This window comes from Blautia sp. aa_0143 (assembly GCF_004167315.1).
Classification (GTDB): Bacteria; Bacillota; Clostridia; order Lachnospirales; family Lachnospiraceae; genus Blautia_A; species Blautia_A fusiformis.
In genome coordinates, this window is sequence record NZ_RCXU01000015.1 from 13,105 (window position 1) to 33,326 (window position 20,222).

The 20,222-nt window shown below is 43.3% G+C and carries 23 protein-coding genes; all 23 read left to right on the forward strand.

The genetic code is table 11. The features are described from left to right. Positions 1–13 precede the first annotated feature (13 nt). The 23 genes from pfkA (at position 14) to EAI83_RS09160 (ending at position 20,205) form a co-directional block, all read left to right on the forward strand. Positions 14–1,003, forward strand: coding sequence for a 6-phosphofructokinase (gene pfkA, locus EAI83_RS09055; protein WP_021975953.1), 990 nt, complete (start codon positions 14–16; stop codon positions 1,001–1,003). Between the two features lie 110 nt (positions 1,004–1,113). After that, positions 1,114–2,403 carry a TrkH family potassium uptake protein gene (locus tag EAI83_RS09060; protein WP_015526731.1) on the forward strand — a complete coding sequence of 430 codons (1,290 nt, stop codon included), beginning with the start codon at positions 1,114–1,116 and terminating at the stop codon, positions 2,401–2,403. A 13-nt stretch (positions 2,404–2,416) separates the two neighbouring features. Further along, a complete protein-coding gene (locus EAI83_RS09065) occupies positions 2,417–3,076 on the forward strand; it encodes a potassium channel family protein (RefSeq protein WP_129975155.1) in 660 nt (219 codons plus the stop codon). Positions 3,077–3,112: 36 nt separating this feature from the next. Continuing rightward, positions 3,113–3,889 (forward strand): TrmH family RNA methyltransferase, encoded by a 777-nt coding sequence (locus EAI83_RS09070; RefSeq protein ID WP_021652590.1) that lies wholly within the window; start codon positions 3,113–3,115, stop codon positions 3,887–3,889. Between the two features lie 15 nt (positions 3,890–3,904). Beyond that, complete coding sequence (locus EAI83_RS09075) at positions 3,905–4,345, forward strand: NfeD family protein (protein ID WP_021652591.1); 441 nt, start codon at positions 3,905–3,907, stop codon at positions 4,343–4,345. Between the two features lie 3 nt (positions 4,346–4,348). Next, on the forward strand, positions 4,349–5,290 hold the full coding sequence (locus tag EAI83_RS09080) for an SPFH domain-containing protein (RefSeq protein ID WP_015526727.1): 942 nt from the start codon (positions 4,349–4,351) through the stop codon (positions 5,288–5,290). A gap of 26 nt (positions 5,291–5,316) precedes the next feature. After that, positions 5,317–6,315: an ornithine carbamoyltransferase gene (argF, locus tag EAI83_RS09085; protein WP_015526726.1), complete on the forward strand. Its 999-nt coding sequence runs from the start codon at positions 5,317–5,319 to the stop codon at positions 6,313–6,315. Further along, entirely contained in the window at positions 6,315–7,121 is an 807-nt protein-coding gene (locus tag EAI83_RS09090) for a biotin--[acetyl-CoA-carboxylase] ligase (protein WP_129975157.1), read from the forward strand. The genes argF and EAI83_RS09090 overlap by 1 nt, the downstream gene beginning before the upstream one ends. 131 nt (positions 7,122–7,252) lie before the next feature. Further along, positions 7,253–7,621 (forward strand): DUF6145 family protein, encoded by a 369-nt coding sequence (locus EAI83_RS09095; RefSeq protein ID WP_015526724.1) that lies wholly within the window; start codon positions 7,253–7,255, stop codon positions 7,619–7,621. A gap of 9 nt (positions 7,622–7,630) precedes the next feature. Then, the gene (gene dusB, locus EAI83_RS09100; RefSeq protein ID WP_129975186.1) at positions 7,631–8,599 is read left to right on the forward strand and encodes a tRNA dihydrouridine synthase DusB; all 969 of its coding nucleotides are present in this window, start codon (positions 7,631–7,633) and stop codon (positions 8,597–8,599) included. Positions 8,600–8,714: 115 nt separating this feature from the next. Further along, complete coding sequence (locus tag EAI83_RS09105) at positions 8,715–9,665, forward strand: glycosyltransferase family 2 protein (protein ID WP_015526721.1); 951 nt, start codon at positions 8,715–8,717, stop codon at positions 9,663–9,665. A gap of 269 nt (positions 9,666–9,934) precedes the next feature. Further along, positions 9,935–10,420: a transcription elongation factor GreA gene (gene greA, locus EAI83_RS09110; protein WP_015526720.1), complete on the forward strand. Its 486-nt coding sequence runs from the start codon at positions 9,935–9,937 to the stop codon at positions 10,418–10,420. A 325-nt stretch (positions 10,421–10,745) separates the two neighbouring features. Beyond that, positions 10,746–12,518, forward strand: coding sequence for a lysine--tRNA ligase (lysS, locus tag EAI83_RS09115; protein ID WP_243148929.1), 1,773 nt, complete (start codon positions 10,746–10,748; stop codon positions 12,516–12,518). Between the two features lie 245 nt (positions 12,519–12,763). Then, a complete protein-coding gene (locus tag EAI83_RS09120; protein WP_015526719.1) occupies positions 12,764–13,033 on the forward strand; it encodes a DUF6462 family protein in 270 nt (89 codons plus the stop codon). Beyond that, a complete protein-coding gene (locus EAI83_RS09125) occupies positions 13,023–13,250 on the forward strand; it encodes an excisionase (protein ID WP_015526718.1) in 228 nt (75 codons plus the stop codon). Before EAI83_RS09120 ends, EAI83_RS09125 begins: the two co-directional genes overlap by 11 nt. Before the next feature lie 13 nt (positions 13,251–13,263). Continuing rightward, positions 13,264–13,647 carry a TnpV protein gene (locus EAI83_RS09130; RefSeq protein ID WP_015526717.1) on the forward strand — a complete coding sequence of 128 codons (384 nt, stop codon included), beginning with the start codon at positions 13,264–13,266 and terminating at the stop codon, positions 13,645–13,647. A gap of 45 nt (positions 13,648–13,692) precedes the next feature. Continuing rightward, complete coding sequence (locus tag EAI83_RS09135) at positions 13,693–13,992, forward strand: hypothetical protein (RefSeq protein WP_021651153.1); 300 nt, start codon at positions 13,693–13,695, stop codon at positions 13,990–13,992. A gap of 109 nt (positions 13,993–14,101) precedes the next feature. Further along, positions 14,102–14,710 carry a recombinase family protein gene (locus EAI83_RS09140; RefSeq protein ID WP_015526714.1) on the forward strand — a complete coding sequence of 203 codons (609 nt, stop codon included), beginning with the start codon at positions 14,102–14,104 and terminating at the stop codon, positions 14,708–14,710. Between the two features lie 255 nt (positions 14,711–14,965). After that, positions 14,966–17,779 carry a DNA methyltransferase gene (locus EAI83_RS09145; protein ID WP_015526713.1) on the forward strand — a complete coding sequence of 938 codons (2,814 nt, stop codon included), beginning with the start codon at positions 14,966–14,968 and terminating at the stop codon, positions 17,777–17,779. 291 nt (positions 17,780–18,070) lie between these two features. Continuing rightward, positions 18,071–18,454 carry a hypothetical protein gene (locus tag EAI83_RS09150; RefSeq protein WP_180214226.1) on the forward strand — a complete coding sequence of 128 codons (384 nt, stop codon included), beginning with the start codon at positions 18,071–18,073 and terminating at the stop codon, positions 18,452–18,454. Between the two features lie 198 nt (positions 18,455–18,652). Continuing rightward, positions 18,653–18,793: a hypothetical protein gene (locus EAI83_RS17240; RefSeq protein ID WP_015526712.1), complete on the forward strand. Its 141-nt coding sequence runs from the start codon at positions 18,653–18,655 to the stop codon at positions 18,791–18,793. 71 nt (positions 18,794–18,864) lie between these two features. After that, on the forward strand, positions 18,865–19,107 hold the full coding sequence (locus EAI83_RS09155; protein ID WP_044961316.1) for a hypothetical protein: 243 nt from the start codon (positions 18,865–18,867) through the stop codon (positions 19,105–19,107). A gap of 687 nt (positions 19,108–19,794) precedes the next feature. Then, positions 19,795–20,205 (forward strand): single-stranded DNA-binding protein, encoded by a 411-nt coding sequence (locus EAI83_RS09160; protein ID WP_015526710.1) that lies wholly within the window; start codon positions 19,795–19,797, stop codon positions 20,203–20,205. The last annotated feature ends 17 nt before the right edge of the window (positions 20,206–20,222 follow it).

The following is a 20,222-nucleotide window of genomic DNA, read 5'->3' on the forward strand; positions in this document are numbered from 1 at the left end:
GGAGGATAACAATATGGCAGAGAACAAAATCAAAACGATCGGCGTTTTGACCAGTGGCGGTGACGCACCTGGAATGAATGCTGCAATCCGTGCTGTTGTCAGAAGAGGATTAAGCAGCGGACTGAACGTAAAGGGAATCTATAAAGGATACAGCGGTCTCTTAAATGAAGAGATCAGAGATATGACAGCAAGAGACGTTTCCGATACGATTGAGCGAGGCGGAACAATTCTTTATACTGCCAGATGTGCAGAGATGAGAACAGAGGAAGGACAGCAGCAGGCTGCAGAGATCTGCAGAAAGCATGGGATCGACGGCCTTGTTGTTATCGGTGGAGACGGATCCTTCGCAGGTGCTCAGAAGCTTGCGAACCTTGGAATCAATACCATTGGCCTGCCGGGAACTATTGACCTTGATATCGCATGTACCGAGTACACCATCGGTTTCGATACTGCTGTAAATACAGCTATGGAAGCTATTGACAAGGTACGTGATACATCCACATCCCATGAGAGATGCAGTATCATCGAGGTTATGGGACGTAACGCCGGATACCTTGCAGTATGGTGCGGTATCGCAAACGGTGCTGAGGATATCCTGATCCCGGAGAAATATGATTACGACGAGCAGAAGCTTATTGACAATATCGTAGAGAGCCGTAAGAAAGGCAAGAAACACCATATCATCGTAAATGCTGAGGGTATCGGCCATTCAGAGGCTATGGCAAAACGTATCGAGGCTGCAACAGGCATCGAGACACGTGCAACTATCCTTGGTCACATGCAGCGTGGTGGAAGCCCTACATGTAAGGACCGTGTATATGCGTCCATGATGGGTGCTCTTGCAGTAGACCTTCTTGTTGCCGGTAAACGCAGCCGTGTTGTTGGATATCGCCACGGTGAGTTCGTTGATTTTGACATCAATGAGGCTCTTGCAATGCAGAAGAATGTAGATTCCTACATGTGGGAGGTTTGCAATTCTCTTTCTCACAACTACAATAAATAAAAAATATGAACTTGAAAAAAGTTTCAGACGGATTGCATAAACTGAATACGTCACAAATAATTGCCCTCGGCTTTGCGGGGGTGATTTTTGTAGGTGGACTTATTTTGTGGATGCCGTTCTGCAGTGCACCCGGGCAGGCTGTTACCTTCCCGGATGCTGTTTTTACAGCGGCGACCAGCGTATGTGTAACAGGACTTTCCACAGTTGTTATGGCAGTCCAGTGGAGCCCCATTGGAAAAGCGGTTATCCTGTGCCTGATACAGATCGGCGGGATCGGACTGATCGCACTGGCGAATATGATATTCATCAGCCTCCGGCGGAAAATTTCCCTGAAAAACCGGCGGATCATCAAGGAATCCTACAACCTGGATGAAATGGGTGGAGTCGTGGCTGTAGTCCGCAGTGTGGTGAAATGCGTGTTTCTTGCAGAAGGAATCGGTGCGGTCCTGTATGCGTTTTGCTTTGTACCGGAATTTGGAATAAAAAAAGGTCTGGTGCATGCCATATTTCTGGCGGTATCTGCATTCTGCAACGCAGGGATCGATCTTTTCGGGGAAACAAGCCTTTCGGTATATGTGAGCAATCCGCTGGTCAATATCACTACGATTGGCCTGATCATTGTGTCAGGTCTTGGATTTATCGTCTGGTGGGATCTGTGGGATAAATTCCGCAAGGTTCTGAGAAAAGAGCTCTCCCCATCCAGAGTTTTTCGTGTACTGCGGCTTCAGAGCAAGCTGGTCCTTACGATGACCGGGATCCTGGTATTTTCAGGAGCATTTCTGGTATTTATCTTTGAATCCGGAAACCCTTCCACGCTGAAGGGGGCACCACTGGGAACAAAGCTCATGGCATCCTTTTTCCAGTCAGTGACAACACGTACGGCGGGATTTTATACCATGGATCAGTCGCTTTTGTCCACACCTACCGTGATCATTTCCCTACTGTGGATGTTTATCGGAGGATCACCCATGGGCACTGCCGGTGGTGTGAAGACTACTACCATTGCGGTTCTGATCCTTTCTATTGCAGCATATCTTCAGGGAAAAAAGGATGTAGAGGTATACGGCCGCAGGATCCGTGAGAGCTATCTCCGTTCTGCCATGGTTGTTGCAGGAACCAGTGTGCTGATCCTTTTTACCATGACGGTGCTTTTGTCCGCAGTAATGCCGGGAGTGGATTTGGCAGATGTTTTATATGAGATCACTTCTGCGGGGGCTACAGTAGGACTTTCCAGAGGACTGACACCTCAGCTGAATGTGGCAGGCAAGTGGATCGTGATCCTTACCATGTATCTGGGACGTATCGGACCGCTGACACTTGGAACAGCAGTTGTGATGCGTGTACGCAACAGGCCGGGAAGCACCACGCATCTCGGTGAAGAAGATATCATGATCGGTTAAACAGGAGAATAGAATGAAAAATAAATCTTTTGCCGTGATCGGGCTTGGACAGTTTGGAATGACTCTGGCGGTGACGCTGGCAGAGTCAGACTGCGATGTCCTTGCCATTGATGACAAAGAAGAAAATATCGAAGAGATTTCCGAAAAAGTAACCTATGCGGTAAAAGCAGATGTCCGTGAACCGGGAATCCTGAAGGCTCTGGGAGTTCAGAATGTGGATGTAGCCATTATCGCAGTTGCCGAAAATCTGGAAGCCAGTATTTCCGCAACCATGCAGGCCAAAGATCTGGGAGTGCCCTTTGTAGTTGCAAAAAGTATGAATTCTCTTCATGGACGTATACTTGACAAAATTGGTGCAGATAAGATCATTTATCCGGAACAGTCCATGGGACTGCGGGTTGCCAGAAATCTTATGTCCGGCGGGTATCTGGATGTGTTTGAGCTTTCGGCGGAGTTCAGTATGGCGGAGTTTTCCATGCCGGTATCCTGGATTGGAAAAAATCTGGCAGATCTGAATGTACGGGAGCGTTTTCACATTAATATCATTGGCATCAAGCAGGGTGAAAATGTCACGGTAGATCTGGATCCTTCCGAACCGCTTCCGGACAACTGTTCCATAATCGCCATAGGAAAAAACAAGGATCTGAATGCAAGTCGTGAGGAATTACGTTAACCGAATACGGATTGCCGGAAGGAGAGAAATAAAAGTATGATAACCAGTGTATCAAATGCAAAAATAAAAAATGTCATGCAGCTGAACCAGAAGGCAAAAGCCAGAAGAGAGCAGGGACTTTTTGTGGCAGAAGGCCGGAAAATGTTTCTGGAAGCACCGGAAAGCTGGGTTTCCCAAGTGTTTGTTTCCGAGGCCGTTTCCCGGGATGAAGAGCTGATGTCCCAGGCAGAAAAATATCCCTGTGAGATCGTGAAGGATTCCGTATTCCGTCAGATGTGTGATACCAAGACTCCCCAGGGGATCCTGACAGTTCTGAAGCTGCCTTCCTGGAGCGAGGAGGAGGTACTGGCGGGAAAAAATCCTCTGGTCATGGTTCTGGAGGATCTTCAGGATCCGGGAAATGCGGGAACCATTCTCAGGACCGGTGAGGGCGCCGGCGTAAGCGGAGTTTTCCTCACAAAAACCTGCGTGGATATCACAAATCCCAAGGTGATCCGTTCTACCATGGGCTCTATTTACAGAATGCCTTTTCTATACGTGGAAGATGTGGTATCATTAGAAAAGAAGCTGAAAGAAAAGGGAATCCGCAGTTTTGCAGCTCATCTGAAGGGTGAGAATTCCTATGATCAGGAATCCTATAAGGGTGGTACCGCATTTTTCATCGGAAACGAGGGAAAGGGCCTGACTGATCAGGCGGCGGAGGCAGCAGACTGTCTGATCCGCATTCCCATGTGCGGAAAGGTAGAATCGCTGAATGCTGCCATGGCATCAGGAATCCTGATGTACGAAGCTGCAAGACAGAGAAGAGAATAAGAGAGGAGGGGTTTTATGACACCTTTGGCCTGGCTTGGAATACTGGCAATTTTACTGGTAATTGAAGCAATCACGGTAGGACTTACCACTGTCTGGTTTGCAGGCGGTGCTCTTGTGGCGTGCATTGCCTCGTGGCTTGGTGGGGGAATTGTTGTACAGCTCCTTTTATTTTTCGGAGTTTCCGTGGTGCTTCTGATCTTTACCAGACCTCTGGCGGTCCGCTACATGAACAAGGGCGTGGAAAAGACCAATGCAGAGAGTCTTCTGGGAAAAAGAGCCGTAGTGATACAGCCGGTCAACAACCTGGCCCAGACCGGGCAGGTGAGGATCAATGACATCGAGTGGACTGCACGGACCGCAGATGACGGGGAAGAAATTCCAACAGGTGCAGTGGTTGAGATCGAAGAGATCCGCGGAGTGAAGCTGATCGTAAAAGAAATTAGCAAGGAGGGCTAAATTATGGGTGGAGTTGTTGTTTTGCTTGTAGTCATCGTTCTTGTGCTGTGGGTACTTGCATCCTGTATCCGCATTGTACCGCAGGCCTATGCAGTGGTACTGGAACGTCTTGGCGCTTACAAGGCTACCTGGAGTACAGGAATCCATTTCAAGGTTCCGTTCATTGAGCGTGTTGCAAGAAGAGTAAACCTGAAAGAACAGGTTGTGGATTTTCCACCGCAGCCGGTAATTACCAAAGATAATGTAACCATGCAGATCGATACGGTTGTATTTTTCCAGATCACAGATCCGAAGCTTTACGCATATGGCGTTGAGAATCCGATCATGGCTATCGAGAATCTTTCTGCTACAACACTTCGTAACATCATCGGTGATATGGAGCTGGATGAGACACTGACATCCCGAGAGGTTATCAATACCAAGATGCGTGCTTCCCTTGATGTGGCTACAGATCCATGGGGAATCAAGGTTAACCGTGTGGAGCTTAAGAACATCATTCCTCCGGCAGCCATCCAGGATGCCATGGAGAAACAGATGAAGGCTGAGCGTGAGAGACGAGAAGCCATTCTGAAAGCAGAAGGAGAGAAACGTTCCACCATCCTTGTTGCAGAGGGTAAAAAACAGTCCGCTATCCTGGATGCTGAGGCTGAGAAGCAGGCGGCGATCCTTCATGCGGAGGCTCAGAAGGAGCGTATGATCAAAGAGGCTGAAGGACAGGCACAGGCAGTCCTTAAAGTACAGCAGGCAACTGCAGAAGGACTTCGTATGATCAAGGAAGCAGGAGCAGATGAATCTGTTCTTACTCTGAAGAGCCTGGAGGCTCTTACAAAGGTTGCTGACGGCAAGGCAACGAAGATCATCATTCCGTCCGAGATACAGGGCATCGCAGGGCTGGCAACATCCCTGAAGGAAATCATGACAGATAAACCGGCAGAGCAGAAATAAATTTGTAGCCGTGAGGAGGACATATTATGAATCTTAAAGGAAGAAATTTCCTGACACTGAAAGACTTTACACCGGAAGAGATCACTTACATGATCGACCTTGCAGCAGATCTGAAGGCAAAGAAAAAAGCAGGAGAGCTTCATGAGTATTACAGAGGTAAGAATATTGCCCTGATCTTTGAAAAAACAAGCACAAGAACACGCTGTTCCTTCGAAGTGGCAGCTCATGATCTGGGAATGGGTTCTACCTATCTGGATCCCACAGGATCCCAGATCGGAAAGAAGGAGAGCATCGCAGATACTGCAAGAGTTCTCGGAAGAATGTATGAGGGAATCGAGTACCGTGGCTTCGGTCAGGATATTGTTGAGGAGCTTGCGAAGCATGCAGGTGTACCGGTATGGAATGGTCTGACAAACGAGTATCATCCGACACAGATGCTTGCAGATATGCTGACAGTACGTGAGCATTTCGGCAAACTGAAAGGCCTGAAGCTTGTATACATGGGCGATGCCCGTTACAACATGGGTAACTCCCTGATGGTTGTATGCTCCAAGCTTGGTCTTGATTTCGTAGCCTGCACCAACAAGAAATATTTCCCGAATGATGAGCTTGTAGCACAGTGTCAGCAGTGGGCAGAAGAGGCAGGTTCCACCATCACTCTCACAGAGGATGTGGAGGCAGGAACAAAAGATGCGGACATCATCTACACAGATGTATGGGTATCCATGGGCGAGCCTGACGAAGTATGGACAGAGCGTATCCACGACCTGACACCATACAAGGTTACCAGACATGTAATGGAGAACGCCGGTGAAAAGGCAATCTTCCTTCACTGTCTGCCGGCATTCCATGATCTTAAGACAAAGATCGGAAAAGAGATGGGCGAGCGTTTCAACCTTACAGATATGGAGGTTACAGACGAAGTATTCGAGTCTCCGCAGTCCAAGGTATTCGACGAAGCTGAGAACCGTATGCACACCATTAAGGCTGTGATCGTTGCAACATTAGGAGAGCCGGAGAAATAATGTCAGATTTATTTAATGAAGAAATAATTTCACAGGCAACACATACAAAATGGGCGGGCAAAACCGTCCATTTTGCAAGAGAAACAGATTCCACAAACCTCTGGGGAAAACGTGCCTGGAGGGAAGAAGGCGCAGGACACGGAGAGCTGTTTGTGGCAGAATATCAGTCCGCAGGACGCGGACGTTTTACAAGACGATGGAGTGCGCCGCCGGACAGTGCCATTACTATGAGTATCCTTATTTGCCCGGAATTTTCTCCGCAGAAGGCGCCGATGCTGACACTTGTTATGGGACTTTCGGTTGCACAGGCAGTGGCAGAGCTCGGTCTTGATGTAGGGATCAAATGGCCTAACGATGTAGTTGTTTCCCGCAAAAAGATCTGCGGTATCTTAACCGAAATGACCATGAAGCAGGATAAGATCGGCTGTGCAGTTATCGGAGTCGGGATTAACGTAAATATGGAAAGCTTCCCGGAAGAAATGGCAGATAAGGCTACCTCTCTGTATCTGGAAAGCGGACATCCCTTTGACCGGGCACAGGTAGTCGGACTTGTGATGAAGCATTTTGAGGAAAATTATGAGAGATTTGTACAGACAGAGGATCTCAGCGGCCTGAAACCGGATTATGAGAAAATGCTGGCCAATCTGAACCAGCCGGTACGTGTACTGGATCAGAATGATCCATATGAGGGGATCGCAAGAGGGATCAATGCCGGCGGAGAGCTTCTGGTAGAGCGTGCAGACGGTACAGTCGAGGAAGTAAATTCCGGAGAGGTTTCTGTACGTGGTTTATACAGCTATGTGTAAAACATGCAGCACAGATCGGATAAAATTTCCGGCAACGATTTTCCGTTGATGTTTTATTGCAGTAGTGGAAAAAACAAGAATCTCCCTGCTTTAGCTGTGGGGAGTGTCAAGTTATAAATAAAGGAGATTTTATGTATCAGGATAACATTGTGCTCTGCGGAGCAAGCTCTTATGAGCAGAAATATTATTTTAACCAGGATTTTGCGTCTCTTCCTGAGACGGTAAAGCAGGAGCTGCAGATCATGTGTGTGCTTTTCACAGAGGATGTAGGCGGGATCCTGACACTGGAATTTGATGAGGACGGCAGTCTGCAGTTTAAGACTGAGGCACTGGAGGCAGATGCCCGTTTTGACGAGATCGGAAGTGCACTGAAGATCAAGGAACTCCAGCGGGACAAAAGAGAGCTTCTGGAATCTCTGGAAATGTATTACAAGGTATTTTTCCTGGGAGATATTCCGGATGAGGAACTGCAGAAAAAAGCAGATGCCGTTGAGGAATGATCCATGAAGATGCAGTGGAAGATCGGAAATGTGGAGATACCGAACCCCTTTGTGCTTGCACCGATGGCAGGGGTTACGGATCTGGCATTTCGAAGACTTTGCAAGGAGCAGGGTGCAGGCCTGATCTGTATGGAAATGGTCAGTGCCAAGGCAATCTCTTTTCATAATAAGAACACAGAGGCGCTGATGGAGATCAATCCCGGGGAGCATCCGGTATCCATGCAGCTTTTCGGCAGCGAGCCGGACCTTATGGCAGAGGTGGCAAAAAGCATTGAGGAGCGTCCCTTTGACATTCTCGATATCAATATGGGATGTCCGGTTCCCAAGGTGGTAAATAATGGCGAGGGCTCAGCTCTTCTGAAGGATCCTCAGCTGATCGAAGAGATCGTCCGCAGTGTTTCCGGAGCAGTTTCCAAGCCGGTAACGGTGAAGGTCCGCATTGGCTTTGATGAAAATACGCCGGTGGATGTGGTGGAGATCGCAAAACGGGTGGAGGATGCCGGTGCAGCAGCCATCGCAGTTCATGGAAGGACCAGACAGCAGTATTATTCTGGTCAGGCGGACTGGGATGCTATCCGCAGGGTGAAGGAAGCGGTGACTATTCCGGTGATAGGAAACGGAGATATCGTTTCACCGGAAACTGCAGAAGCCATGTTTAAAGAGACTGGTTGCGATGCGGTGATGATCGGCCGTGCAGTACGTGGGAACCCGTGGATCTTCCGGGAGCTGAACCACTATTTCCACACCGGGGAAAAGCTTCCCAGACCAACCGCAGAGGAAGTCTGCGAGATGATCCTGCGCCATGCCGAAGATCAGATCGCGATCAAGGGTGAGTATATCGGGATCCGCGAAATGCGGAAGCATGTAGCCTGGTATACAGCCGGTATGCGGCACAGTGCGGGAATCCGGAGAGAATCTAATAATATTTCAAGCTATGAAGAATTGAAAAAGCTTACAGACATGGTACTGGAGCGATAAAAAAGAAAAGTATGTCGGAGAAAACGAAACGTTCTATTGACAAGGAACGGGGCGCGTGCTACAGTCAGTTAGCGGGAATCCGCAGAAAGTTTTTTTGTTTTACAGGAGAAAAATAATGGCAGATAAAATAGCAGTTTTAATTCCTTGCTACAACGAAAGCAAGACGGTAGCAAAGGTTATCCGCGATATGAAAAAAGCACTTCCGGAAGCTGTGATCTACGTATATGATAATAACTCTACAGATGGAACAGACGAGATCGCCAGAAAAGAAGGGGCAGTTGTCCGTTATGAGTATCAGCAGGGAAAAGGAAACGTGATCCGCAGTATGTTTCGGGATATTGATGCGCAGTGTTATCTTATGGTAGATGGCGACGATACTTATCCGGCAGAGTTTGCAGCTGAAATGTGCAGCAAGGTTCTGGAGAAAGGCACAGACATGGTAGTTGGTGACCGCCTTTCTTCTACATATTTTACAGAGAACAAGAGACCTTTCCACAACTTTGGAAACAGCATCGTAAGAGGTTCCATTAACCGTCTTTTCAAAAGCAACATCAAGGATATCATGACAGGTTACCGTGCCATGAGTTACCGCTTTGTAAAAACATTCCCGGTACTTTCCAGGAATTTTGAGATCGAGACAGAGATGACGATCCACGCCATCGATAAGAACATGCAGGTTGAGAATGTAGTCATTGAATATCGTGACAGGCCGGAGGGAAGTGAGTCCAAGCTGAATACTTATGCAGATGGATTTAAGGTCCTGAAGACTATTGTGAAAATGTTCAAGAATTACAAGCCGCTGGAGTTCTTCTCCCTTATCGCAGCAGTGCTGTTTGTGGTGGGAATGGTATTCTTTATTCCGGTGCTGGTACATTTTCTGGAGGTTGGGACAGTGGAAAAGATCCCGACACTGATCGTCAGCGGGTTTGTGATCCTGACAGCTATCATCTGCTGGTTTTCCGGGATCATCCTTTCTACACTGGTCAATCAGCATAAACAGGATTTTGAGTATCAGACACAGATGGTGACTAATCGTTATAAAGATCTTTTTCCGGAGAAGAAATAAGGAATCAGACCGGGCAGGATAATATAGAAAAGCCGTGTTGAAATCTGAGATTTCGCGCGGCTTTTTTTGCATATTTCAGGGACCCTTTTTCGACGTGGAATGCTTGACAATACTGGGGCTTTTCGGTATAATACAGGAATTGTGAATATCCTGAGATTTTTACGCCCTTTTTTAGAAAAAAGAGCTCTTGGGAATGGTAGCAACAGAAATATCCGAAGCTGTATTTTTTTCAGAAAAAACAGCACGGTTTTGAAAGGAAGTAAGGCAAAATGGAAGAAGCAAAGAAGAACTTACTCACATACGCAGGACTTAGAAAACTGGAAGACGAGCTGCACGATCTGAAAGTTGTTAAGAGAAAAGAAGTAGCAGGAAAGATCAAAGAGGCCAGAGAGCAGGGAGACCTTTCTGAGAACGCAGAGTACGATGCAGCAAAGGATGAGCAGAGAGATATCGAGGCACGTATCGAGGAGATCGAGAAGATCCTCAAGAACGCTGAGGTTGTAGTAGAGGATGAAGTCGATCTTGACAGAATCAGCGTAGGCTGCAAGGTTAAGGTTCATGATTATGAATTTGAGGAAGATATGGAGCTGAAGATCGTAGGTTCCACAGAGGCTAACAGCCTTGAGGGAAAGATCTCCAATGAGTCTCCGGTAGGTAAAGCACTGATCGGTGCACACACCAACGATATCGTTGAGGTTGAGATGCCGTCCGGAATCATGAAATATAAGGTTCTTGAGATCCAGAGAAACGTATAAAGCAGACAACGGAGCGGATCGCACAGATCCGCTTGAACGACAGATAGATTAAGGAGGCCAACAAGTGGCAGAGCAGAAGAAGCAGGATGTAAACCAGCTGCTTAAGGTACGTCGTGACAAACTGGCAGACCTTCAGGCAAATGGCAGGGACCCGTTTCAGATCACAAAATTTGATCAGACACATCATTCCCTTGAGGTAAAGAATCTCTATGAAGCACATGAGGCAGAGCTTCTCAAAGATCGCAAGGAGCTTGATGTAACAGGTCTTGATGAAGAGCAGGCAAAAGAGGCTCAGAAGAAGGATTATGAAGAAAGAAGAAGCATCATGGACGCAAGCCCGATCCATGTATCAATCGCAGGACGTATGATGTTCAAGCGTGTAATGGGAAAAGCTTCTTTCTGCAATATCCAGGATTTACAGGGTAACATTCAGGTTTATGTGGCAAGAGATGCCATTGGAACCGATTACTATGCAGATTTCAAGAAATCTGATATCGGTGATATTTTTGGTCTGGAGGGATTTGCTTTCAGAACAAGAACAGGTGAGATCTCCATTCATGCAGAGAAGATGACTCTTCTTTCCAAGAGCTTACAGATCCTTCCTGAGAAATTCCACGGACTGACAGATACAGATACCCGTTATCGTCAGAGATATGTGGATCTTATCATGAACCAGGACAGCAAGAATGTATTCATCAAACGCTCCCAGATCCTTAAGGAGATCCGTAACTTTCTTGCAGGGCGTGACTTCATGGAAGTTGAGACACCAATGCTGGTTTCCAACGCAGGCGGTGCAGCTGCAAGACCATTTGAGACACATTATAACGCACTGAACGAAGACGTTAAGCTTCGTATTTCCCTGGAGCTTTATCTTAAGAGACTGATCGTAGGCGGACTTGAGAGAGTTTACGAGATCGGCCGTGTATTCCGTAACGAGGGTGTTGATACCCGTCACAATCCGGAGTTCACTCTGATGGAGCTTTATCAGGCATATACTGATTATGAGGGAATGATGGAGCTGACAGAGTCCATGTTCCGTTACCTTGCAGAGAAGGTCTGCGGTTCCACAAAGATTTCCTACAATGGTATCGAGATCGATCTTGGAAAGCCTTTCGCACGTCTGACCATGAACGATGCCATCAAGAAATATGCAGGAATCGACTTTGACGAAGTAGCAGATGATGAGGCAGCCAAGAAGCTTGCTGACGAGCATCATATCGAGTATGAGGATCGCCATAAGAAGGGTGATATCATCAACCTCTTCTTCGAGGAGTACTGTGAGAAAGAGCTGATCCAGCCGACATTTATCATGGATCATCCGATCGAGATCTCTCCGCTGACCAAGAAGAAACCTTCCGATCCGAACAAGGTAGAGCGTTTCGAGCTCTTTATCAATACATGGGAAATGTGTAACGCATATTCCGAGCTCAACGACCCGATCGATCAGAGAGAGCGTTTCAAAGCACAGGATGCCCTTGCAGACGCAGGTGATGAGGAAGCCAACCACACAGATGAAGACTTCCTGAATGCACTGGAGATCGGTATGCCGCCAACAGGTGGTATCGGATACGGAATCGACCGTCTCGTTATGCTCCTGACAGACAGCCAGGCAATTCGTGACGTACTTCTGTTCCCGACAATGAAGTCACTGGACGCTGATAAGAAAGTTTCCAAGACAACAAACAGCACTTCTGAAGCTGCACCGGAGAAAGAAGAAGTGATCGATTTCTCTAAGGTAAAAGTGGAGCCGTTATTCGAAGAATTTGTAGATTTCGATACTTTTAGCAAGTCTGATTTCAGAGCTGTAAAGGTAAAAGCATGTGAAGCTGTTAAGAAATCCAAGAAGCTTCTGCAGTTCACTCTGGATGACGGAACAGGCACAGATCGTACGATTTTAAGCGGTATTCACGCTTATTACGAGCCAGAAGAACTGGTAGGCAAGACACTGATCGCTATCACAAATCTGCCTCCAAGAGCTATGATGGGAATTGAATCCTGTGGTATGTTGCTTAGTGCAATCCACGAAGAAGAAGGAGAAGAAAAACTTCATCTTCTGATGGTTGATAACCACATTCCGGCTGGTGCAAAGCTGTACTAAAATTAAATATAAAATGTCTAAAACCATGATGTCAGACCGCATTTGACAACAATTTGACAACAAAATTTGGGATAATAATGAATCGTTATGAAGCATGACGAATTTCAGGTGGAAAGACACGGGTTTGGCAATGAAGCAAGAGCACTTCTTAGAGTTGATCTAAGAGGTGCTTTTTTTCGTGGAAAAGTTATATTCCGGCAGTCAACTTCTGTAAAACAGTAAATCTAATTTTGGAGGAAAGCATTATGAATGAAAAGTACAAACCGATTACAAGTATGAAGGAAGTTCCGGAACATTTAAGAAAATTACGCCGACAGTATCTGCGATATCAACAGGCAGAGATTATTTACAGTATCTCTCATAAGAAACTCTTAGAGCTTGCCAGTGATGCAGGAGCTATTTACAGAATTGATGGAACGGTACTGATTCGTCGTGATATTTTTGATGATTACCTGGAACGTTTCCATGAACCGGCAACAGGAAAAGATAAGGAGAAGAAGACAGATGAGCGGTAATGTATGGATGTTTTCAGATGAGATTGACGATGAAGATCTGGAATTTATGAGCCATGACTATGTGACCTACAATATGGCGTGTGAGTATTACCGGTTGGGAATGAAACCTGTTATTCGCATGGCACATGAAGCTGGAGCAGTCTATAAGATTGGAAAGAAAGTTTTGATTCGAAGAAGTATATTTGAAGCATATTTACGTGAGCAAAGGAAAATCTGAGGGAGGCAAGCACATGAGCGAATTAAGAAAAAAGATACATGATGATAATAATGGATTGGATTATGTACTGGTAGGAGATTATTATCTGCCAGTGTTATCCTTACCGGAAGAAACCAGACCGATTGGCTGCTGGGGGATGCTACGGAAGGAATATCTGAAAGAACATAAATCAGGAATGTATAGCTGTCTTCTTCTGACCGCCAGGCTGGACAGTCATCTGGCAGATGTGAATGAACAGGCACAGGAACGCTTTGAGCTGATTGAAGCACAGATGAGAAGTGCTGAGGGCGTAACAGAGGACTTGAAAGCACAGAATCCTATGGAATGGGTTCGCAGGGCAAATAATATCAGGAATCGTGCACAGGAAATTGTATTGAACGAATTGGTGTATGTATAGGAGGGCAAATGAGATACAGGATTGAGAAAGAGCAGGTGGGAATCTATGAAAATGACAAAAGAAATTGAAGAATTTTTAAATCTGGCAATAACAGAACACATGGGAAAGGCATATACGGACTGGAAATTAAAACAGCAAACAGATACAGAACCAGATAAAGTCGAGGAAGAATATGAAAAAGTAATAGTTTCACTTTCGCCGGAGCAGGAAGAAGCGATTACGAAATATTGTGATGCTATATTCAACAGTGGAGCAGATACAGAGGAATTCTTTTATCGACTGGGATTAAAAGATGGGATGAAGTTGAAAAAGTGCATGAAACAGATCCTTAAAGCATTGTCCTGAATAAGAGAGTAGTTTAGAGTGAAAAAGTTCAGAGAAGACATGGGGAGCTGTCTTTCTTTTGGGGAAGACAGCTTTTCACCTATCAGAGACTATGCAGGAGGAAACAAGGATGGGAAATATATTTGGATATATACGTGTCAGTAGTCGGGATCAGAACGAAGATCGGCAATTGATTGCATTGAAGGAGTTGGCTATCCCAGAAAAGAATATTTTTATTGATAAACAGTCTGGAAAAGACTTCAAGCGCCCACAATACAGAAAAATGATTCGACGTGTCCGGAAAGATGATCTTCTTTATATAAAAAGTATTGATCGCTTAGGACGTAACTATGCGGAAATACTGGAACAGTGGAGAATTCTCACAAAAGATAAAGGAATTGATATTGTGGTTCTTGATATGCCTTTACTTGACACTCGCCGGGGAAAAGATTTGATGGGAACGTTTCTGTCAGATATTGTATTGCAGGTACTGTCATTTGTAGCAGAAAACGAAAGAACAAATATTCGGCAAAGGCAGGCAGAAGGTATTGCAGCGGCAAAAGCCAGAGGTGTGCGGTTCGGTAGACCACCAAGCAGATTGCCAGATAATTTTCACGATGTGTATCAGCGGTGGAAAAACGGGAAAATAACTGGAACGTCTGCTGCGAAAGAATGTAATATGCCCTTATCAACTTTTCGGTATCGTGCAGAAATTTACGAAAAAGCCAAATTATTGTAAGGTGGGTGTTTTACATGAAAGTGTACTTTTTGACAAGTGCTTTGGAGGTATCGTCAACGAACTTCTATCGTTGGAAGATAGGCTGTTTTATGATATTATGGAGTAGTAGAGAAAAAATGAGCATTTTACAGGAAAGTACACATTTTTGCAGATGAATGATGATATACAGATACATGATAAGTATCGGTACTTTACCTGTCTGAGTTAATAGATTATGAATATGAGAGCTTACGGATACGCAGGAGGAAAAAAACGATGACCGATGCAGAACAGAGGGAAGCTGCCCGCCAATTTGCAAATAAATGGAAGGGGAGAGGAAGAGAAGATGAGGATGGAAGATCATATTGGATTGATTTTCTGTCAAACGTTCTTGGAATGGAGAATGTGACAGATCGTGTGGAATTTGAGAAAAAAGTTGTGGTAGATGGAAATACAAAAAGAATTGATGTGTATATTCCAGAAACGCATGTATTGATTGAACAAAAGAGTCTTGGTAAAGCACTGGACCATAAGATTATGAATTCTGGTTCAATAGAACTGACGCCGTATGATCAAGCAAAACGATATAATGATAATCTCCCATATGATGAAAAGGCACGTTGGATCATTACCAGCAATTTCTCTGATATATGGATTTATGATATGAATGCCAGAGTACCGGAGGCAGTAAAAATATCATTGGATGAAATACCGAGTAAGTATCCGTTGCTTGATATTTTAATAAAGAAAGATGTGCAGAAAATCTCTCACGAGATGGAAGTATCGATTAAAGCAGGAGATATTGTTGGACTGCTTTATGAAGCATTCCTTACACAGTATAAGATTCCAGAAGTAAAAGCGAAAGAGGAAACCATTGAACAAAAAGAGAAAAGAGAGCATAAACTGAAAAGTCTGAATGCTTTATGTGTTCGAATTGTGTTCTGTCTTTATGCCGAGGATGCTGGGATTTTTGGAAAACGGAATATTTTCCATGATTATCTGAAAGCATATGAAGTGAAAGACTGTAGGCGTGCATTACTGGAACTGTTTAAAGTCTTGGATACACCTGTCTCTGAGAGAGACGAATATTTAGAAGAAGATTTAGCACAGTTTCCGTATGTGAATGGTGGATTGTTTTCAGATGAAACTATTGAGATTCCGCCGTTGACAGAAGAAATCAAAGAATTACTTTTGACCAAAGCTTCTGAAGATTTTGACTGGAGTGATATATCCCCTACAATTTTTGGGGCAGTGTTTGAGTCAACGTTAAATCCAGAAACGAGAAGATCCGGTGGAATGCACTATACAAGTATTTCCAATATACATAAAGTGATTGATCCGTTGTTTCTCGATAAATTGCAGACGGAATTTCATGAGATTTTGAAAATACAGGTGCAGAGGACAAAAGTAAAACGTCTGGATGAATTTCAGAATAAACTGGCTTTACTGACATTTTTAGATCCGGCTTGTGGTTCGGGAAATTTTCTGACGGAAACATATTTATCACTTCGACGGTTAGAAAATGAAGTCATTCGTGAAAAAGTTGGTGGTCAGATGACGTTGGGAGATGTTCATAATCCAATCAGAGTATCCATTCAACAATTTTATGGAATTGAGATCAATGACTTTGCCGTGACAGTAGCAAAGACAGCTTTGTGGATTGCAGAATCACAGATGATGGAGGAAACAAAAAATATTGTATATGGGTTCAATGATGATTTCCTTCCGTTGAAGACGTATGTAAATATTGCAGAAGGTAATGCACTGAAGATAGATTGGAACAGCGTTGTTTTGGCTAAGTCATTATCTTATATAATGGGGAATCCACCTTTCGTTGGTGCAAGGTGGATGGGAGAAAAACAAAAAGAAGATGTTGCTGATATATTTGCTGGATGGAAAAGTGTAGGTAATCTCGATTATGTAAGTTGCTGGTATAAAAAGGCATCTGATTACATGAAGGAAAATATAAATATCAGAGCAGCTCTTGTATCGACTAATTCAATTACTCAGGGAGAGAGCGTTTCCATTTTGTGGAAACCACTGTTTGAAGATGGAATACAAATTGATTATGCATATAGAACATTTATATGGGATAGTGAGGCTTCAATCAAAGCACATGTACATTGTGTCATTATAGGATTTAGTAGAAAAAATGGTGCAGAGTATCAGAAGAAGATATATTCCAAGGACGATATAATAGTAGCAAAAAATATTAATGGTTATCTGCTGGATGCAGATAATATTTCAATTGAAAAAAGAATGAAACCTTTATCAGATGTTCCACCTATTTCATTAGGAGGACAGGCAATAGATGGCGGATATTTGATACTTACGGAAGAAGAAAAAGAAGAATTGATATCTAAAGAGCCACAGGCAATATCTTTCATCAGACATTATATGATGGGAAAAGATTTTATTGATAGAAAACCAAGATATTGTATATGGCTGGTTGGGGCAGATCCATCATTATTGAAACGGTGTCCGCTTGTCAGAGAAAGAATTGATAAAGTTCGTGAATTTAGAATGGCAAGCACGAGAAATAATACAAGAAAAGCTGCAGATACTCCAGGATTATTTGCATCAATACTTGAATATGATTCTCCGTATATAGCGATACCGAAGGTGTCATCACAAAACAGAAGATATATTCCAATGGATTATCTGGATGGTGAAATTATTCCGGGTGATAAACTTTTTACAATGCCATCTGCAACAAGCTATGAGTTTGGTATATTGATGTCGAATGTTCATATGGCATGGACAAGAGTTGTATGTGGCAGATTAAAGAGTGATTATAGTTATTCTAATACGATTGTTTACAATAATTTCCCATGGCCGTCACCTACGGATGAACAAAAAGAAAAGATAAAGAAAACTGCACAGGCAATCTTAAATGCCAGAGCACTTTATCCAAATAGCAGTCTTGCAGATCTTTATGACCCGTTGACTATGCCGCCGGAATTACTTAAAGCACATAACGCAAACAACAGAGCTGTGATGGAGGCTTATGGATTCAGCACTAAAATGTCGGAAGCCGATTGTGTGGCAGAATTGATGAAAATGTATCAGAAGCTGACAGAAGAAAAATAGAAAATAATGATTAACCGAAAAGGCATTACCCGCAAATGGTTAGTGCCTTTTGTTTTGACTACTATAAAAATTGTATCTGTTTTCAGTTAAATTCTTTTAAATAAAAAGTATTCGCATGAGTTTTAATACAAATGTACAAAATGACAAGTGAATAAATAATAAAATAATAGAAGAACAAAAGATGAATAAAAAACAAATAAAAGACGAAAAGAAAACAAGAAAATAAATAGGATTGAACAGAATGGATGAATATGTTATAATCATATAGAAAACAGAAAGGAGGCGAGCAGAGTGATTGATTTATCAAATTTTAAGACGTTTGACTTTAGCGAGGGTGTACCATATATTTCGATTACAAGTAATGGTATTACATTCAACAAATCTGTAATCATGAAGATGAAATACCCAACATATGTAAAGCTTCTGATAAACGAATCTGATAAACAGATTGCGGTTCAAGCATGTGATGAACATGATGATAAGTCAGTACAGTTTTATAAGGAAAAATCAAATGGTGTTTTGTCGGTTCGATGGAATGCAAAAGATTTGATTAACACGATTGCAAGAATTTGTGATTGGGATTTGAGTCAGTTGTCGTATCGAGTAAATGGCGTATTAGTTCCAGAAATGAATTTAATGCTGTTTGATTTGAATGAAGCAGTCACTATGATATAAGGCTTGCAACTTTTCTGATTCCAAAAAAAGAGTTCATTTGAGATTAGGGCCTCAAACGAACTCTGGCGGAAATAGCAGAGACAAAAGATCATCTACTAAAACCATATCTTTCAAATATATTTTAGTATTTGTTTCTGCCAATTTCCATACTTTTTCGGATTCGTCTGAGAAAAATCTTTTGGAAAGGAGGCAGATTGCATGGTAAAATGTGACCAGACTGACATGGTTTTTACAGCATATATTACATTAAGAAATGGAAATCGTTTATATGCTAAGCAGGTTGGCAAAAAGGTATTTTGCTTTCCACGTAAAGAAGCCAAAGAAAAGAACGATAAATAAATTATAAGTAACAATATGTTCGAGAATGTTTGATGATCACATTCTCTCTTAAAAAGAAAGAGAGACAAAACATGAATAAAAAATCAAGTGGACAGAAATTATCAACACAGGCTTCAAAAATTATGAGATCGAATAATAGTTCTCAAATTCAGAAGTCATTAGCTGCAAGTGTATTGTCACAGAGAAACACCGGAAAAATTACTGGTAAAGCTATGGAAACAAAGGCATCTATGGTAATGAACAGTAATAAGTATTCTGGAACAACAAAGAGTTTAGCTGCAAGTGTACTTTCGCAATCAGATAAAAACAGATAAATAATGATTATCCCAAAGGGCATTAACCGTAAATGGTTAGTGCCTATTTTTTTTGCTTTTTTTCAAAATCATCTGACATTATATCCTTTGCCACGTGTGATTAGTGGAAAAATGATTTTTCTAAGAAAATATCTGCCCTCACGTTCTATGTGACAGGTAATTAGTGAAGAAATATTTCATTTATGTATAACAAACTTGCAAAAGAGGGTTGGTAAATACCGTTTTTAAAGCTTTATAGGTAGAGGAACAATTATTTTTCAAAATCATGTCCGTTTTTATACGCCTCAGTACAGAGTATATGAAGGAACTAACGAAAACAAAAGGTAAGGTAATAAAAACGCAAAAAAATATCACGAATTTTTTGCATCGTGCCAGGTCATTTGACTTTAGTAATTAGAGGACGTTTTGAAAATGTTCCTTTGTTGAACCTTGACAACTGATAAGTGCACCCTGGAAGTCTACCAGGAGTCTTGCCATGACCTTTCTTTTCTGAAAGTGAGCGAGATCATAATGACACTCCCGATGATGGGCGGCTGACCGGAGCCTTATGGTCAGTGACCTGTATATGCAGGCAGAGGCAGTCTGAGATGGCTGCAGGTGACAGGGAAACGCACGGAAACCGCTGGCGAAAAAGTAACTGATAATAATATTCACAGGGCGAAATGCCTGGAAAGGATGATAATGACTATGAATAAGGTTATTTTAATGGGAAGATTGACAAAAAATCCGGAAATTAAATATGCCGGGAAAGATAATGATATGGCAGTAGCAAGATACATGCTGGCAGTAAACAGAAGATATAAACGTGATGGGGAACAGGAAGCAGATTTTATTTCCTGTGTAACATTTGGAAAGAGTGCAGAGTTTGCACAGAAATATCTTCATAAAGGAATGCGGATTGTGATCGGTGGTCGTATCAGTACTGGTAATTATAAGGACAAGGATGGAAAGATGATTTATACCACGGATGTAATTGTGGAAGAGCATGAATTTGCTCAGAACAAGGACAACAGCGGTGGTGAAAACTCAACTGGTACACCGAAAACAGATAAGGACGGATTTATGGAAGCAGCAGAAGGTGAGATCCCATTTGACTAATCTGGAATAAGTGGTTG

Bases quoted from the DNA above. Each gene is read 5' to 3' on its own strand.
- pfkA (WP_021975953.1), top strand. From the start codon at position 14: ATGGCAGAGAACAAAATCAAAACGATCGGCGTTTTGACCAGTGGCGGT.
- EAI83_RS09060 (WP_015526731.1), top strand. From the start codon at position 1,114: ATGCCGTTCTGCAGTGCACCCGGGCAGGCTGTTACCTTCCCGGATGCT.
- EAI83_RS09065 (WP_129975155.1), top strand. From the start codon at position 2,417: ATGAAAAATAAATCTTTTGCCGTGATCGGGCTTGGACAGTTTGGAATG.
- EAI83_RS09070 (WP_021652590.1), top strand. From the start codon at position 3,113: ATGATAACCAGTGTATCAAATGCAAAAATAAAAAATGTCATGCAGCTG.
- EAI83_RS09075 (WP_021652591.1), top strand. From the start codon at position 3,905: ATGACACCTTTGGCCTGGCTTGGAATACTGGCAATTTTACTGGTAATT.
- EAI83_RS09080 (WP_015526727.1), top strand. From the start codon at position 4,349: ATGGGTGGAGTTGTTGTTTTGCTTGTAGTCATCGTTCTTGTGCTGTGG.
- argF (WP_015526726.1), top strand. From the start codon at position 5,317: ATGAATCTTAAAGGAAGAAATTTCCTGACACTGAAAGACTTTACACCG.
- EAI83_RS09090 (WP_129975157.1), top strand. From the start codon at position 6,315: ATGTCAGATTTATTTAATGAAGAAATAATTTCACAGGCAACACATACA.
- EAI83_RS09095 (WP_015526724.1), top strand. From the start codon at position 7,253: ATGTATCAGGATAACATTGTGCTCTGCGGAGCAAGCTCTTATGAGCAG.
- dusB (WP_129975186.1), top strand. From the start codon at position 7,631: ATGCAGTGGAAGATCGGAAATGTGGAGATACCGAACCCCTTTGTGCTT.
- EAI83_RS09105 (WP_015526721.1), top strand. From the start codon at position 8,715: ATGGCAGATAAAATAGCAGTTTTAATTCCTTGCTACAACGAAAGCAAG.
- greA (WP_015526720.1), top strand. From the start codon at position 9,935: ATGGAAGAAGCAAAGAAGAACTTACTCACATACGCAGGACTTAGAAAA.
- lysS (WP_243148929.1), top strand. From the start codon at position 10,746: ATGGACGCAAGCCCGATCCATGTATCAATCGCAGGACGTATGATGTTC.
- EAI83_RS09120 (WP_015526719.1), top strand. From the start codon at position 12,764: ATGAATGAAAAGTACAAACCGATTACAAGTATGAAGGAAGTTCCGGAA.
- EAI83_RS09125 (WP_015526718.1), top strand. From the start codon at position 13,023: ATGAGCGGTAATGTATGGATGTTTTCAGATGAGATTGACGATGAAGAT.
- EAI83_RS09130 (WP_015526717.1), top strand. From the start codon at position 13,264: ATGAGCGAATTAAGAAAAAAGATACATGATGATAATAATGGATTGGAT.
- EAI83_RS09135 (WP_021651153.1), top strand. From the start codon at position 13,693: ATGAAAATGACAAAAGAAATTGAAGAATTTTTAAATCTGGCAATAACA.
- EAI83_RS09140 (WP_015526714.1), top strand. From the start codon at position 14,102: ATGGGAAATATATTTGGATATATACGTGTCAGTAGTCGGGATCAGAAC.
- EAI83_RS09145 (WP_015526713.1), top strand. From the start codon at position 14,966: ATGACCGATGCAGAACAGAGGGAAGCTGCCCGCCAATTTGCAAATAAA.
- EAI83_RS17240 (WP_015526712.1), top strand. From the start codon at position 18,653: ATGGTAAAATGTGACCAGACTGACATGGTTTTTACAGCATATATTACA.
- EAI83_RS09155 (WP_044961316.1), top strand. From the start codon at position 18,865: ATGAATAAAAAATCAAGTGGACAGAAATTATCAACACAGGCTTCAAAA.
- EAI83_RS09160 (WP_015526710.1), top strand. From the start codon at position 19,795: ATGAATAAGGTTATTTTAATGGGAAGATTGACAAAAAATCCGGAAATT.